This window comes from Microbacterium sp. NPDC056003 (genome assembly GCF_042274785.1).
Taxonomy (GTDB): domain Bacteria; phylum Actinomycetota; class Actinomycetes; order Actinomycetales; family Microbacteriaceae; genus Microbacterium.
In genome coordinates, this window is sequence record NZ_JBHJXQ010000001.1 from 1,812,033 (window position 1) to 1,827,329 (window position 15,297).

General features: G+C 69.0%; 12 protein-coding genes. 8 read left to right on the forward strand and 4 right to left on the reverse strand.

Going from position 1 to position 15,297, the window contains the following annotated elements:
- Nucleotides 1–102: 102 nt before the first annotated feature.
- Nucleotides 103–3,108, forward strand: a complete 3,006-nt coding sequence (locus ACFC1W_RS08245) for a family 43 glycosylhydrolase (protein ID WP_375990859.1) — start codon at nucleotides 103–105, stop codon at nucleotides 3,106–3,108.
- A gap of 62 nt (nucleotides 3,109–3,170) precedes the next feature.
- Here ACFC1W_RS08245 and ACFC1W_RS08250 read toward each other — a convergent pair whose 3' ends face one another.
- From ACFC1W_RS08250 to ACFC1W_RS08260, 3 genes are all read right to left on the reverse strand, one after another.
- Nucleotides 3,171–5,060, reverse strand: a complete 1,890-nt coding sequence (locus tag ACFC1W_RS08250) for a BCCT family transporter (RefSeq protein WP_375990861.1) — start codon at nucleotides 5,058–5,060, stop codon at nucleotides 3,171–3,173.
- A 9-nt stretch (nucleotides 5,061–5,069) separates the two neighbouring features.
- Complete coding sequence (locus tag ACFC1W_RS08255; RefSeq protein WP_375990862.1) at nucleotides 5,070–6,173, reverse strand: aromatic acid exporter family protein; 1,104 nt, start codon at nucleotides 6,171–6,173, stop codon at nucleotides 5,070–5,072.
- Between the two features lie 124 nt (nucleotides 6,174–6,297).
- Nucleotides 6,298–6,795 carry a MarR family winged helix-turn-helix transcriptional regulator gene (locus tag ACFC1W_RS08260; RefSeq protein ID WP_375990865.1) on the reverse strand — a complete coding sequence of 166 codons (498 nt, stop codon included), beginning with the start codon at nucleotides 6,793–6,795 and terminating at the stop codon, nucleotides 6,298–6,300.
- A 119-nt stretch (nucleotides 6,796–6,914) separates the two neighbouring features.
- Between ACFC1W_RS08260 and ACFC1W_RS08265 the strand changes: the two genes are divergently transcribed.
- Nucleotides 6,915–7,538 (forward strand): NADPH-dependent F420 reductase, encoded by a 624-nt coding sequence (locus ACFC1W_RS08265; RefSeq protein ID WP_375990868.1) that lies wholly within the window; start codon nucleotides 6,915–6,917, stop codon nucleotides 7,536–7,538.
- Between the two features lie 79 nt (nucleotides 7,539–7,617).
- Here the strand turns inward: ACFC1W_RS08265 and dinB are convergent, their stop codons facing one another.
- Nucleotides 7,618–8,814 (reverse strand): DNA polymerase IV, encoded by a 1,197-nt coding sequence (dinB, locus tag ACFC1W_RS08270; protein WP_375990871.1) that lies wholly within the window; start codon nucleotides 8,812–8,814, stop codon nucleotides 7,618–7,620.
- A gap of 140 nt (nucleotides 8,815–8,954) precedes the next feature.
- Between dinB and ACFC1W_RS08275 the strand changes: the two genes are divergently transcribed.
- The 6 genes from ACFC1W_RS08275 (at nucleotide 8,955) to ACFC1W_RS08300 (ending at nucleotide 15,273) form a co-directional block, all read left to right on the forward strand.
- Entirely contained in the window at nucleotides 8,955–10,031 is a 1,077-nt protein-coding gene (locus tag ACFC1W_RS08275; RefSeq protein ID WP_375990874.1) for a LacI family DNA-binding transcriptional regulator, read from the forward strand.
- Between the two features lie 107 nt (nucleotides 10,032–10,138).
- A complete protein-coding gene (locus ACFC1W_RS08280) occupies nucleotides 10,139–11,380 on the forward strand; it encodes an extracellular solute-binding protein (RefSeq protein WP_375990877.1) in 1,242 nt (413 codons plus the stop codon).
- A 57-nt stretch (nucleotides 11,381–11,437) separates the two neighbouring features.
- Complete coding sequence (locus ACFC1W_RS08285; protein ID WP_375990880.1) at nucleotides 11,438–12,379, forward strand: carbohydrate ABC transporter permease; 942 nt, start codon at nucleotides 11,438–11,440, stop codon at nucleotides 12,377–12,379.
- Nucleotides 12,380–12,382: 3 nt separating this feature from the next.
- The gene (locus ACFC1W_RS08290) at nucleotides 12,383–13,342 is read left to right on the forward strand and encodes a carbohydrate ABC transporter permease (protein WP_375990882.1); all 960 of its coding nucleotides are present in this window, start codon (nucleotides 12,383–12,385) and stop codon (nucleotides 13,340–13,342) included.
- Nucleotides 13,339–14,271, forward strand: coding sequence for a carbohydrate kinase (locus ACFC1W_RS08295; RefSeq protein ID WP_375990885.1), 933 nt, complete (start codon nucleotides 13,339–13,341; stop codon nucleotides 14,269–14,271). The genes ACFC1W_RS08290 and ACFC1W_RS08295 overlap by 4 nt, the downstream gene beginning before the upstream one ends.
- 51 nt (nucleotides 14,272–14,322) lie before the next feature.
- A complete protein-coding gene (locus ACFC1W_RS08300; protein ID WP_375990887.1) occupies nucleotides 14,323–15,273 on the forward strand; it encodes a family 43 glycosylhydrolase in 951 nt (316 codons plus the stop codon).
- Nucleotides 15,274–15,297 lie beyond the last annotated feature (24 nt).

The window sequence follows — 15,297 nt, forward strand, 5'->3', positions numbered from 1 at the left end:
GGGAGGGGCGGCCCCCCGCCCCTCCCGACCCCCGCTTCACTCGACAGCGCCGTCGAACCGCGACCGGCGCCTCCCCGCACGCCTGACTGAAGGAGAGAACCGTTGTCTCAGGCATCCGCTCCACGGCCCCCGCGCCACGCGCGCCGGTCGCGCTCCACTGAAACCGACACCCACCGATCCCACCCGCGACGGGGGCTGCGCTCGATCGCCCTCACCGGCGCCACCGCGATCGCCGCCGGGCTTCTGCTGGCTCCCGCCGCGCTCCCGGCACAGGCCGCGGAGCCGTGGAACCCGGCATCCGGCTACACCTCCACCGACAAGGGCGACGGCACCTACACCGTGCCGCTCATGAACGCCGACGTCCCCGACGTGTCGGTCGAGCGGATCCCCGCGTCCGAGAACGACGAGGGCCGCGACATCTACTACATGATCAGCACCACCATGCACCTCAGCCCGGGGGCGCCGATCATGAAGTCGTACGACCTCGTGAACTGGGAGATCGTCAACTACGTCTTCGACCGCGCCGACATCAGCGACTCGTTCTCGCTGCGCAACGGCCAGTCGTCGTACGGGCAGGGCCAGTGGGCCTCGTCCATCCGCTACCACGACGGCAAGTGGTACGTCGCGTTCAACACCAACAACCTGGGCGGCTCGTACCTCTACGTCACGGAGGACATCGACAACGGCTCATGGGAGCGCATCGCGCTGGGCCGCGCGTTCCACGACCCCTCGCTCTTCTTCGATGTCGACGGGACGCCGTACATCTTCTACGGCTCGGGCTCGACGAGCGCCGTCAAGCTGAGCAGCGACATGAAGACCGTCGTCGCGGAGTACCCGCAGATCCTCCGCACCTCCGACTACCCGGGCGCGTCCTTCATCGGCGGCCTCTTCGAGGGTGCGCAGGTGCAGTACATCGACGGCAAGTACTACATCGTGATCATCACCTGGCCGTCGGGTCAGGGCCGGCAGGTCGCGCTGTTCCGCTCCGACGAGCTGCTCGGCCGGTATGCGACGGCCGACGGCAGCAACCCGTACGAGGCGAAGGGCGTCCTGAACTCGAACGGCTTCGCTCAGGGCAGCCTCGTCCCGATCGCCGGGGAGAACGGCACCACCGACTGGTCGGGGATGTTCTTCCGCGACACGTTCCCCATCGGGCGCATCCCGGCCCTCATCCCGGCGACCTGGTCCGACGGCTGGCCCACATTCGGCAACAACGGCGCCGTGCCCGTCAACGGGGCGTTCGCCAAGCCGATCGAGCTCTCGCCCGAAGAGGAGCTCTACGAGCGGCAGAAGAGCATCGTCGTGTCGGACGACTTCGACAACGACGCGCCGCACCGCGCGTACATGGACGAGGACTGGCAGATCCCGGCGGCTCCCGACATCGACGAATCGCTTCTCGGCGTCGAGCTGTTCACCAACCCCGGTTTCGAGGACGGCACGGCCGGCTGGATCGTGAACGACACCGCGACGCTCACATCGTCGACGGATGCCGCATCCGGCGCGAGCTCCGTGCAGGTCACCGGTCGCACCACGACCGGATCGGGTCCGGCGCAGGACGTGTCGGGCAAGGTGCAGCACAACGTCACGTACGACATCTCCGCGAAGGTCAAGTACGAGAATCCGAACAGCCCGGCGACGAAGCAGTTCATCGCGACCGCGCGGTACGGGAGCAGCACGTTCACGAACCTCGCGAGCGTCACCGCGACCCGCGGGCAGTGGGCGACGATATCGGGCAGCTTCACGGTCCCGGCATCGCAGAGCCTCTCATCGATGCGCATCTTCATCGAGACGCCGTGGACCAGCACGCCCTCGACGGCACCCGACACCCACCTGATGGACTTCAAGGTCGATGACGTGTCGCTCAAGGGACGCCCGGTCTCCGTCGAGGCGCCGCATCCCGACGAGATCGCGCCGAACGGCTCACGTCTGGCGCTGCCGTGGGAGTGGAACCACGCCCCCGACAACCGCTACTGGTCGCTCACCGACCGCGAAGGCTGGCTGCGTCTCACCACGGGCAAGGTCCTCACGGGCAGCATGAAGCACCTCAAGCTCGCGAACGACGACGAGGCCGCGTACCTCGAGGAGGCGCGCAACACGCTCTCGCAGCGCACCTTCGGCCCGCGGCAGTCGGCCGAGACCAAGCTGGAGATCTCGGGCATGAAGGACGGCGACGTCGCAGGACTCGCGGCGTACAACCGCGGCTTCTCGTACGTGGCGGTCAAGCGCGTGGGCGGCGTCAACACCGTCGGCGTCGTGAACCGCACCCAGCCGTTCACGACCACCATCGACCAGGCGGCGATCGAGTCGTTCCTGCCCGGCACGACGGCGAATCTCGGATCGGCTACCGAGGTGCACCTCAAGGCGGACCTCGACTTCGCGAACCCGGTCGGGCAGCTGTGGACGACGTTCTACTACAGCCTGGACGGCATCACGTGGCACCAGCTCGGCAACCGCGTGGGGCCGCAGACCTTGGACGGCACCCTCACCCACTTCATGGGACACCGGGTCGGCCTGTTCAACTACGCGACCCAGCAGGCAGGAGGCCACGTCGACTTCGACCACTACCTGCTGAGTGACACGCTGACGTCGCAGAACCTCCCGCTCGATGAGAGCGACCTGGAGGCCGCGATCGCCCACGCCGGCACGCTGGACGAGGCCGACTACCCGGCCGAGGAGTGGGCCGAGCTCGAGGAGCTGCTCGCCGACGCAGAGGCCGCTGCGGCCGCGACGCCCGGAACGCAGAACCAGATCGACGCGCCCGAGCGTGCACTGAGCCTTCAGCTGGCCCGCCTGGGTGTGCTGGAGGCGGCGGCCCCGTCGCTCGACGTGAGTGTGACCGCGCAGACGCGCTGCGTCGCCGGCAAGGTGGTGCTGACCGCACAGGTGACGAACGACGACGACGTGCCGGTCACGCTGAAGCTGTCCACGGCGTTCGGGTCGAAGGCGCTCGCACCGCTCGCGCCGGGCAAGACGGTGGCGCACGCGTTCAGCTCGCGCCAGGCGTCTGTGTCGGCCGATGAGATCGAGGTCGAGGCCTCGGCGACGGTCGGGGGCGAGGTGGTCACGGTCCCGCTCGACGCCGAGTACGCCGCACGCAGCTGCGGCTGAGCTGAAGGAGGGGCGGCCCGGTCGGTGGATCGGGCCGCCCCCTTCTCCTCTGTCGTGCGCCGCTACCGCAGGGGATCGCCGCCGTGGTCGATCTCGCGGTCCGGTATCTCGTGCACGTCGTCGAGGGCGCGGGGGTCGTGATCGACCACGCGGTCCACATCCGTCGTCGGGACACCCGCAGGCTCCGCGTTCTCGGCCTCGAGAGCCCGCAGCGAGGGGTGACGCGGGGGCCCATCGGTGGCGTATCCCATGTCGGGACCCGGCGGGAGAGGGTCCCGGTGCCGGCCGGCGAGGCGCGCGAGTCGTCGGATCCAGGAGGGCTCGTGGAGCGCGCCCCGCGCGGTCGGCTCCTCCACCTCGAGACCGTAGTACTCGCCGATGTGGTCGACGAACTGCGCGCGCGCCGCCCGGTCGTACGCGCGACGTTCGCGGCTGAACGCGACGACCGTGGACCAGCAGATCAGAAGCATCACAACGCTGAACGGCAGCGCGATGATGATGGCGGCGGTCTGAAGAGCCTGCAGGCCGCCGGAGAGCAGAAGAGCGACCGCGAGGACGGCGCTGGTCAGCGCGAAGAAGGCCCGCACCCACCGGCGAGGGCTGATCTGCCCACCGGTCGCGAGCATCGCCATCACGAGCGCACCCGAATCCGACGACGTCACGAAGAAGACGGCGATCAGCACGATGACCCCGAGGGTGAGCACCGGGGTGCCGGGGATGTACTCGAGCATCTCGAACAGCGCCGTATTGAGGTTGACGGTGCCGTCCGGCTGTGTGAGGGCGCCCGGGGTGGTCAGCTCGATGAACAGCGCCGATCCTCCCAGCACGCTGAACCACAGAATCGTGATGAGCGTCGGCACCACGATGACGCCGACCACGAACTGACGCACCGTGCGGCCCCGGGAGATCCGGGCGATGAAGATGCCGACGAACGGCGCCCAGGAGATCCACCAGCCCCAGTAGAACGACGTCCAGGCCGCCTGCCAGGCTTCGCCGGCGCTGCCTTGGAAGGCGCTGACATTGAAGGAGAGGCCGACGAAGTTCTGGATGTAGTTGCCGATCGACTGCACCCACTCGCGCAGCAGGAACTCCGTCTGGCCGAACACCAGCAGGTACACCACGAGCAGGCCGGCGAGGATCAGGTTGAACGACGACAGCCACTTCATGCCCTTGGTCACGCCCGACAGCACCGATGCGAGCACCAGCACCGTGATCACGGCGATGATGCCGATCTGCACAGGGACCGACGGCTCGAACAGTCCCGCGGCATCCAGACCCGCACTGATCTGTAGCACGCCCAGGCCGAGGGACGTCGCCACACCGAACAGCGTGCCCACGAGGGCGACGACGTCGATCGCATTGCCCCAGGCGCCCTCGACGCGCTTGCCGAGAAGCGGCTCGAGTGACCAGCGGATCGAGATCGGGCGCTTTCGCCGGTGAATGGCGTACGCGAGCCCCAGGCCGACCACGACGTAGATCGACCACGCGTGCACGCCCCAGTGCAGGTAGGTCTGGCTGAGTGCCGACTGCGCCAGTTGCTCGGGCGTTCCGCTCACGCCCGGTCGAGGCTGGGCGAAGTGGCTCAGCGGTTCGCTGACTCCATAGAACACGAGCCCGATTCCCATTCCCGCCGCGAACAGCAGCGAGAACCATGCACCGAGCGAGAACTCGGGCTCGTCGTCGTCGGCACCGAGGCGGATGTCTCCGAACCGGCTCAATCCGAGGACGAGGGCGAAGACGACGAAGAACGCCGCGATCAGCACGTAGTACCAGTTGAACGCGTTGACGATCGTCGACTGCACCGCGCCGAAGAACTCCTCGGCGAGATGCGGCGCGACCAGTGCGAACCCGCTGAACGCCAGCGTGACGAGCGCGGCGGGCCAGAACACCCATCGCTTGATGGTCGACGAGCGTCCGCTGGTTGTCGCACGCGCCGGCCGTTGCGTGGTCATCCGTCCACCCTAATCCGGCGTCTCGGCGCTGTCCGTGCGGACGAACGGCACCGACGCATCTATGGTCCGGCGGAGGAAAGCCGCGGGGGTGATCTGGTGGGCGACGATCGACGCCCCGCCGCCGTGTACTCCCGACAGCGCGACCAGATACCGCTCCACTGCCGCGTTGGCCTCCGCGAGGCGCATCGGCGAGTCGTCGGCGTGCACCGGGGTGGCCACCAGCGCGGCGCAGGTCCGGATGGCGTGTGACAGGGCGGGGCGTACGTCACGCCCGAGATTGACGTCGTTCGCACGGGCGAGTGTCACCAGGACATCGGCGAACTCGCGTGTATAGAACACCACGCGCTCCAGGGCCTGGAGTCGATCGAGGTTCTCCTGCGGCTTCGAACCGTGACGCCGGCCGCGCGGGTTCACCTTCCGGCTCTCGTCGGCTTCGTAGACTTCGGCGCGGACGTCGGCCGCCGTCTGGTCGAGCTCCGCCAATGCGGCCTCGAACGCCTCGGCGTCCACCGTCCCCTCCTGCACGTGATCCGCGATGGCTCCCAGCAGCGCGCTCAGGGTGTCGCGCAGTTCGGACAGGCGTTCGCTGGCTCGCTCGAGATACAGCGGCGGCACGATGATGAAGTTCGCCAGGATGCCGACGACGACGCCGAACGCCATGGTCACCAGGTACGACAGAGTGAAATCCTCGGTGTCACCGCCGCTGAGAAGGAGCACGAACAGCGCGGCGATCGCCACCCAGTCTCGACCGACGCCGAGGGCGCGCACTCCGCCGAACAGCACGCCCACACCGACCACGGCGGCAAGTGCCAGCACGCCCGGCACCCCCGCGAAGAGTGCCGCGACGCCGAGCAGCCCCAGGCCGATCCCCATGGCCAGACCGATGATCGCCTGCAGGCCGGAGCGAGCGGATGCCGCCACCGTCGGGTACATGCTCACGAGAACCCCGAGCGGCGCATAGTACGAGTACTGATCGTCCGTGATGGGCAGGAGGGGAGCGAGGTACCAGGCCAGGGCCGCGGCGACCCCTGTCTTCAACGCGATCAGCAGCCGGCCCGGTTCTGTCATCGCCCGCAGCCACCGCGCCGGCGCCGTCATCACTCGTCGGGTCATGCGACGATTCTCGCGCTCGGGGCTGTGTCCACTGAAGACCGGCGGACGTCGTCGATGACGGAGGTGAGGTCGGCACCGCGGTGCCGCCGGGCCGCGGTCGCCGCTGGTCGCTGAGGGGGGCGGGTCAGGCGGAGGCGCCGCGCTCGCCGAAGCCGACACGCTGCTGAGGGTCCAGCCGCTCGACGAGGGGTTCGAGGGCGGCGGCCAGCCCCTCGAGCTCGTCGGGCGTCAGCCGGTCGATCACGAGCTCCTTCACGCGGTCGATGTGCCGTGGGACGGCGCGGACGAGCTCCCGGCGCCCCGCGCTCGTCAGGTGCACGATCACCACGCGCGCGTCGCCATCGGCGCCGCGCCGCTCGACGAGACCGCGCTCGGCGAGCTTGCCGACCACGCGCGACAGTCGCGGCATCGTGGAGTTGACCGCTGCGGCGAGGTCCGTCGTTCGCAGTGCGGCGCCCTTCGCCTGCTGCAGCGTGCTGAGCACCATGAACTCGAAGTGCGTCATGTCGGAGTCCGCCTGCAGCTGGGCGTCCAGCGCGGCGGGCAGTAACTCGGCCGTCCATACCAGCGCGAGCCACGCTCTCGACTGGAGCTCGTCCATGCGGGGCACCTGATAGGCCATGACGGTGGGAGTCTAGCGTCGCGCCCACCGCTGCGACCCCGACGCGCGGAATAGATGCAGCTGCAAACAAGTTACCTCTCTTAGTTGCTAGTACAACTTTCTATGTGGAGGATCAGATCATGGCAGGCATCTCCGTCATCGGTACGGGAAACATTGGGTCGGCGATCGCAGGCATCGCCGCGGAGGGCGGGGCACCCGTGCAGGTCGTCGCGCGCGATGCGGTGAAGGCCCAGGAACTGGCGGCGAAGGTCGGGGGTGCGGTCGCGGCATTCGGAGAGCCCCTGACCGGCGACATCGTCGTGCTCGCGATCCCGTACCCGGCACTGGCCGACGTCGTCGCGACCTATGGTGACGCGCTCGACGGCAAGACGGTGGTCGACGTGACCAACCCCGTCGACTTCGCCACCTTCGACTCCCTCACGGTGCCCGCCGACTCCTCGGCCGCGACCGAGCTGCAGGCGGCGCTCCCGGGCGCGCGGGTGATCAAGGCGTTCAACACGAACTTCGCGGCGACCCTGGCTTCGGGCGAGGTCGGCGGCGTGCCCACGACCGTCGTCGTCGCAGGCGACGACGACGCGGCCAAGGCGCAGCTGACCGAGGTCGTCTCCGCCGGCGGCGTGTCGGTGGCGGATGCCGGCGCCCTCAAGCGCGCCCGTGAGCTCGAGGCGGTGGGCTTCCTCCAGATGGTGCTCGCCGTCCGCGAGCAGGTCGCCTGGACCGGCGGGTTCGCCGTCCGCGCCTGACGCCGGCGCGAGCCCGTAGGTCTCCGGGCTCCTCGGCGTGAGCATGGCCCGCTCGCGACGGCTCGACGTCGCGGGTGGGTCATTCGTGCTCCGGCAGGACCGGCGTCGACCAGCCGGGATCGCGCCCGAGCTGCGCGGCACGCGAGACCGTCGTCGCACCGAAGCGGTCGCGCAGCGCGTCGAGCACGGTGTCGAGGCGGGCCCCGTCGTCCCAGTCGATCGGCAGTTCCGGCTGGATGCTGTCAGCCCGCCCGAGCTGAGAGAGCGACAGGCCGATGAGAGTGATGCCGCGCTGGGTGATCTCGGGCTGGGCGGCGGCGAGCAGCCGCCGTGCCACCGAGAGGAGCACGGCGGTGCGGTCGGTCGGGAACCGGACGGTGTGTGAGCGCGTCGCCTTTGCGAAGTCGCCGAAGCGCAGGCGCAGGACGACCGTGCGGCACACGCGATCTCGGTCGCGGAGGCGAGCGGCGAGGCGATCCACGATCTGGGTGAGGATGAGGTCGAGTTCGTCGGGGGAGCGCGGGCGGTTGCCGAGTGCGCGCTGCGAGCCGATGGATCCACGGCGCTTCGTCGTGTCGACCGGGCGCGGATCGCGCAGCCGGGCGAGGGCGTGCAGATGCGCGCCGGTCGCCTTGCCCAGCAGCCGCTCGGCCGCGGCGGCCTCCAGCTCAGCCAGCTCGCCGACGGTGTGAATCCCGAGTCGGTGGAGCTTCTCGGCGGTGACCTTGCCGACACCCCAGAGCCGCTCGACCGGCAGCGGCAGCAGGAACTCCTGCTCGCGATCGGGCTCGACGACGAGCAACCCGTCGGGCTTGCTGACCGCGCTCGCGACCTTGGCGAGGAACTTCGTGCGCGCGACGCCGACCGAGATGGCCAGCCCGACGTCGGCGCGCACCCGCTTCCTGAGGCGGACGGCGATCTGCTCGGGCGAGCCCGCGATGCGCCGGAGCCCTCCCACTTCGAGGAACGCCTCGTCGATGGAGATTCCTTCGACCAGCGGTGTCGTGTCGCGGAAGATCTCGAACACGGCGCGGCTGGCGGCGGAGTACGCCTCCATGCGCGGCGGCACGACGACGGCATCGGGGCACAGCTCCCGCGCCTGACGGCCGCCCATCGCGGTGCGCACGCCCCGAGCCTTCGCCTCGTAGCTCGCCGCGAGCACCACTCCGCCGCCGACGATGACGGGCCGGCCGCGGAGCGCCGGAGCATCGCGCTGCTCGACCGACGCGTAGAACGCGTCGAGGTCCGCGTGCAGCACGGTCGCCTCGCCTCGCATCGCCGCCCCTCCCGCCCGCTCGCTCCGTCTGCGGATCGTCCCACTCACCGGGGACATCCGATCGGGCATCACCCCTCTTGACGGATGCAGCTCCACGGGTCCATAATCATGACCGTTCGCTAAATCGATTTATCACAAGGATGTGGAACGTGGTCAGGGCGAGGATCTCGGATGTCGCGGCTGCGGCAGGCGTGTCCGTGACCACTGTCTCCCTCGTGATGAACGATGTGGAGTCGCGCATCCCCGAGCAGACCCGGCAGCGCGTCCGCGACGCCGCGCGAGCCGTCGGCTACGCCCCGAGCTCCGTCGCCCGCGGCCTGCGCACCCAGCAGACCCGCACTGTCGGGCTCATCTCCGACCAGATCGCGACGACGCCGTTCGCGGGGCGGATGCTTGCTGGAGCGCAGGACGCCGCCCGCGAGAGCGGGCACCTCGTCTTCCTCGTGAACACGGACGGCGACCCGGTGATCGAGCGCGACGCGATCACCGCCCTCTCGGCGCAGCAGGTCGACGCGATGATCTACGCGTGCATGTGGCACCGCGTCGTGGAGGCGCCCGAAGGACTCCCCGCCTCGACGGTCTTCCTCGACTGTCGCCCCGACGGCGGCGGCTTCCGCAGCGTCGTGCCCGACGACCGCGCCGGCGGCCTCGCCGCCGTACGCGAGCTCGTGGCGGCGGGCCACCGGCGGATCGCCTTCCTCGACACCGACGATGCGCCCATCGCCTCGACGCTGCGCTACGACGGCTACGTCGAGGCGCTGACCGAGGCGGGCATCCCGGTCGATCCGGCACTTCGCGTGGCCGGCGAGACCTCCGCGCAGGGTGGTCGTGCCGCCTTCGACGGGCTCCTCGACCTGCCCGACGACCGGCGGCCGACCGCCGTCTTCTGCTTCAACGACCGCATGGCGGTCGGTGTCTACACTGCCGCGCACCATCGCGGACTCGAGATCCCGCGCGACCTGTCCGTGGTCGGCTACGACGATCAGCAGCTCATCGCCGCGGAACAGGATCCCCCACTGACCACCATCGCTCTGCCCCATTACGCCATGGGGCGATGGGCGATGGAGGTCGCACTCGGCGTCCGTGCGGAGGGGGATGAGGACGCCGCGCACCTGATGGAGTGCCCCGTCATCCGACGAGGCTCCGTGGGCCCGCCGCCGGCGCAAGTCGCCAAACCGAACCGGCGACGGGCTTCACACACCGAACGGCTGCCGTAGGCAGCCTCCGATCAGTGACCGACGCGAGCATCGGTCACCAACAAAAGGAAACCACAACAATGCGCAGAACGACGCCGATCTTCGTATCAGTCGGGTTGGTCGGGGCCATGGCTCTGACGGGGTGCGGGCAGGCGGGTCAGGGCGATGCCACGACCGACGACGGCCGCACCGAGCTCACCATGTGGACGCACTCGGCCGGCAACCCCGCCGAGCTCGAGGTCTACGAACGGATCATCTCCGACTTCAACGATTCGCAGGATCAGTACCAGGTCGTCCACGAGTCATTCCCCCAGGGCGCCTACAACGACGCGATCGTCGCGGCTGCGGCATCCGGCGATCTTCCCTGCCTCCTCGACCTCGACGGGCCGATCATGCCGAACTGGGCCTGGGCGGGATACCTGCAGCCGCTCGATCTGCCGACCGAGCTCACGGACTCGCTGCTGCCGACTGCGGTCGGCGTGTGGGACGACGAGATCTACTCGGCCGGGTACTGGGATGCCGCGCTCGCGATCTTCGCACGCGAGTCCGTGCTGACCGAGAACGGCATCCGCATCCCGACGACAGACGAGCCCTGGACCGCCGACGAGTTCGACTCCGCGCTCTCGACGCTCAAGGGGGCCGGCTACGAGACGCCGATCGACATCGGCGCCGAGGATACGGGGGAGTGGTGGCCGTACGCCTACTCGCCGTTCCTGCAGAGCTTCGGTGCAGATCTGATCGACCGCTCGACGATGCTCTCCGCCGACGGCGTGCTCAACGGGCCGGAGGCGGTGGCGTGGGGCGAGTGGTTCGCGGGTCTGTTCGCGGACGGCTACGCCGGCAACGGCGGCACGGTCGGTAACCAGGAGTTCGTCGATGACGAGGTAGCCCTGAGCTACACCGGTGTCTGGAATGCCGTGGCCGCGCTCGACGCCGTCGGTGACGACCTGCTCATCCTGCCCCCGCCGGACCTCGGCAACGGCCCGAAGATCGGCGGCGGCTCGTGGCAGTGGGCGATCTCGTCCGAGTGCAACGACGCAGACGGAGCTCGCGAGTACCTGGAGTTCAGCTTCCAGGACGAGTACATCACCGAGTTCGCCGACAAGCAGGTCGTCATCCCGGCCACCGAGACGGCAGCCCAGGCTTCGCAGTACTTCGGCGAGGACGGCGCGCTCCGCCCGTTCGTCGAGTTCTCGCAGGAGTACGCGGTGCTGCGCCCCGAGACGCCCGCATACGCGGTCATCTCGACGACGTTCGAGACGGCGGCGAAGGACATCATGAACGGCGCCGACGTGCAGGAGACGCTCGATCGCGCCGTCGCCGAGATCGACGCGAACATCGCGTCGAACGACGGGTACGGCTTCCAGTGATCCGCTGCGCCGGCGGGGGCATCGCGCTCCCGCCGGCGCACACCGAGAGAGATCCTCATGACTGTCACTCCTCCGACGGTCGCGGCCGAGCAGCCTCGGCGCGCCACCCGTCGCCTCCGATCGAGCAAGAGCCGCGAGAGCTGGGCCGGCCTCGGGATGATCGCCCCCGCGGGCATCCTCCTGGTCCTGTTCCTCATCATCCCCGTGATCCTGGCGTTCACGCTGTCGTTCACGAACGCGCGCCTCATCTCGCCGAACCCTCCGCGCTTCGTCGGGTTCGACAACTTCATCCGCGCATTCACCGCTGACCCCGTGTTCGTCCAGTCCGTCGGCAACACCGCGGTCTTCGCGCTCGTCGTCGTGCCGGTTCAGGCCGGACTCGGGCTGCTCCTCGCGGTGCTCGTCAACCGCCGCATGCGCGGCGTCACAGCGTTCCGGGTGATCTTCTTCATCCCGGTCGTCACATCGATCGTGGTGGTGTCGATCCTCTGGAAGTTCATGTACCAGAGGGACGGGCTGATCAACTCGATGATCGATGCGCTGACCTTCGGGGCGTGGTCGGGGGTCGATTGGCTCAACGACCCCAACACCGCACTCGGCGCGATCATCGTGCTGTCGATCTGGCAGGCCGTGGGCTTCCACATGATCATCTGGCTGTCCGGACTGCAGACCATTCCGGAAGAGCTCTACGAGGCCGCGAAGATGGACGGCGCGAGCCCGTGGCGTCAATTCACCAACGTCACCTGGCCGGGCCTGCGTCCGACGATGGTCTTCGTGCTCGTCACCATCACGATCGCGGCACTCGGCCTGTTCGTGCAGGTCGATGTCATGACCCAGGGCGGGCCGGTGAACTCGACGTCGACGATCGTGTTCCACGCCGTGCGCAAGGGCTACGAGCAGCAGGAGATCGGCTACGCCGCCGCTATCTCGCTGATCTTCTTCGTGGCCGTGCTCATCATCGCGCTCATCCAGCGCCGCCTGACGCGAGAGAAGGACTGACGGATGTCCGCCACCAGAACCCTCACCACGGCGCCTCGCGAGGAGCGAGCCGCTCGCCGTTCCACCACGACGTCGGTCGGCAGCGAGAGGTCGCAGCGACTACGTGGCAAGATCCTGCTCTACGCGGCGATGGCGCTGTTCGGCGTCGTCTTCCTGTTCCCGCTCGTCTTCATGTTCGTCTCGAGCCTCAAGCCCGACAGCCAGATCCTGCAGGACGTCGACTCGGTCAACGCCTTCCTGCCGGTGGGCGACATCAGCCTCGACAACTACTTCGGGGTGTTCGATCGGGTCCCGGTGGCCCAGTTCATGTTCAACTCCGTGCTGGTCACCGTTCTGACGGTCGGGCTCGGGCTGATCGTCAACTCGATGGCGGGCTTCGCCCTGTCGCGGCTCGAATGGAAGGGTCGGTTCGTCGTGCTCGCGCTCGTCATCGCGACCCTGATCGTGCCGTTCGAGACGATCGCGGTGCCCATGGTCTACTGGGTCGCTCAGCTGCCCACGCTCGTCATGGAGGGCGGCGTGCTGAAGTACGACTTCGGGTGGCTGAACACCTACGAGGTGCAGATCGTGCCGTTCATCGCGAACGCGTTCTCGATCTTCCTGTTCACGCAGTACTTCTCCACGATCCCGAAGTCCCTCGACGAGGCCGCGCGCATCGACGGTGCGAGCTGGTTCACGATCTACCGCCGCATCATCGTGCCCCTTTCGGGTCCGGCGTTCGCGACGGTGGCGATCCTGACGTTCCTGCCGGCATGGAACCAGTACCTGTGGCCGCTCATGGTCGTTCAGAAGGAAGAGCTGCGACCGGTCATGGTCGGCATGCAGTACTTCTTCCAGCTCAACACCGCCTGGGGCGAGGTGATGGCCTACACCTCGCTCATCACGCTCCCGGTGCTGATCGTCTTCCTGATCTTCCAGCGGGCGTTCGTGAGCAGCATCGCCGCGAGCGGGGTGAAGGGATGAATCAGGATGCCGCGCGCATCGTGATCGTCGGCGAGTCGCTCGTCGACATCGTGCACCGCGCGACCGAGCCGCCCGTCGAGATCCCCGGCGGGAGCCCTGCGAATGTGGCGATCACCCTGGGACGGCTCGGCCGCACGCCGGCCCTCGTGACCCGGCTGGCGGAGGACGAGCGCGGATCCCGGGTGCGACGCTGGCTGCGCGCGTCGGGGGTCGAGGTGGTCGCCGTCAGCGGTGCGCACACCTCGACCGCGGAGGCGCATCTCGATTCGGCGGGGGCCGCCCGCTACGACTTCGACATCGAGTGGGACCTCGACGGGTTCGACGCATCGGACGTGGCGGACGCCGCTCTCGTGCATGTGGGGTCCATCGCCGCGGTGCTCGAACCCGGAGCCACGCACGTCTCGGAGCTGATCGGCGCCGTGCGAGATCGGGCGACGATCACGTACGACCCGAACGTGCGCCCCGCGCTCATCTCGCACCCGGCCGCCGTGCGACGACGCGTCGATGAGATCGTCGCCCTGGCGGACATCGTCAAGGCGAGCGACGACGACGTGCGCTGGCTCCATCCCGGGCGTGACGTCGAGGACGTCGCACGGGAGTGGCATGCACGTGGCCCAGCGGTGGTGGTCGTGACGCTCGGCGCCGACGGCGCGCTCGCCGTGACGCGGGACGGCGTCCTGCGCATCCCCGCTGAGCCGTCGGCCGTGGTCGACACCGTCGGTGCCGGTGACACCTTCATGGGCGCGCTCATCGACGGGGTGATGTCGGTCGGTGCGGCGTCAGCGGCGTTGCGGCGGCCCGGTGGCGGCATCCCGCTCCCGAGCCTCCGCCACATCCTCACCCGGTGTGCGCGTGCAGCGGCGATCACCGTCTCCCGACGCGGGGCCGATCCTCCCCGCCTCGCAGACCTGGCGAGTCCGGCCCGCTGAGTCCGCCGCTCGCCCCCTCCATCCGCGTCAACCACACGAAGGAAATCTCTCTTGTTCGACCTCCCCGGCTCCTGGGTATGGGACTTCTGGTTCGCCGACGACGGCGACCGCTACCACCTCTTCTTCCTCTACGCCTCGCGGGCCCTTCGCGATCCTGACGCCCGTCACTACCGGGCCTCGATCGGTCACGCCGTGTCGACGGATCTCGTCGAGTGGACGCAGGTCTCGGACGCGCTGGTGCGCAGCGACGCCCCGGCGTTCGACGACCTCGCCACCTGGACGGGCTCGGTGGTGCGGCATCCCGATGGCACGTGGTTCCTCTTCTACACGGGCTCCTCGCTCGCGCCCGACGGGAAGAACGTCCAGCGCATCGGGTACGCGACATCCGACGACCTCGAGGACTGGACGAAGTCGGGCGGTCCCGTGCTCGAGGCGAGCGGGCCGTGGTACGAGACGCTGGAGAGCGGCGCATGGCATGACGAGGCGTTCCGCGACCCGTGGGTCTTCCCCGATCCGGACGGCGACGGCTGGCACATGCTGATCACCGCGCGGGCGGCGCACGGTCCGGCGGACGGGCGCGGCGTCATCGGCCACGCGTGGTCGCCCGATCTGCGGTCGTGGGAGTTGCGCGAGCCGCTCAGTGTGCCGAGCGACGACGGTTTCGGGCAGCTCGAAGTGGCGCAGGTCGAGGTGGTCGACGGCCGGCCGGTCCTCCTCTTCTCGTGCCTCGACGAGCACGCCACTGAGTCGCGCAAGGGGCACGCGGGCGGCACGTGGGCGGTTTCGGCCGAGGCCGTGCTCGGGCCATACGACGTGGCGTCCGCATATCCGCTCACCGACGAGAGCCTCTACGTCGGGCGGCTGCTGCGGCGCCGGAGCGACGGGCAGTGGCTGCTCTTCGCGTTCCGCAACGTGGGAGCGGACGGCTCCTTCATCGGCGGCGTCACCGACCCGATGCCCGTGGCCTGGGAGGGCGACAGGCTCGTCGTGCAAGGCGGGTAGAAGGACGCGACCCTCGGCGCACTA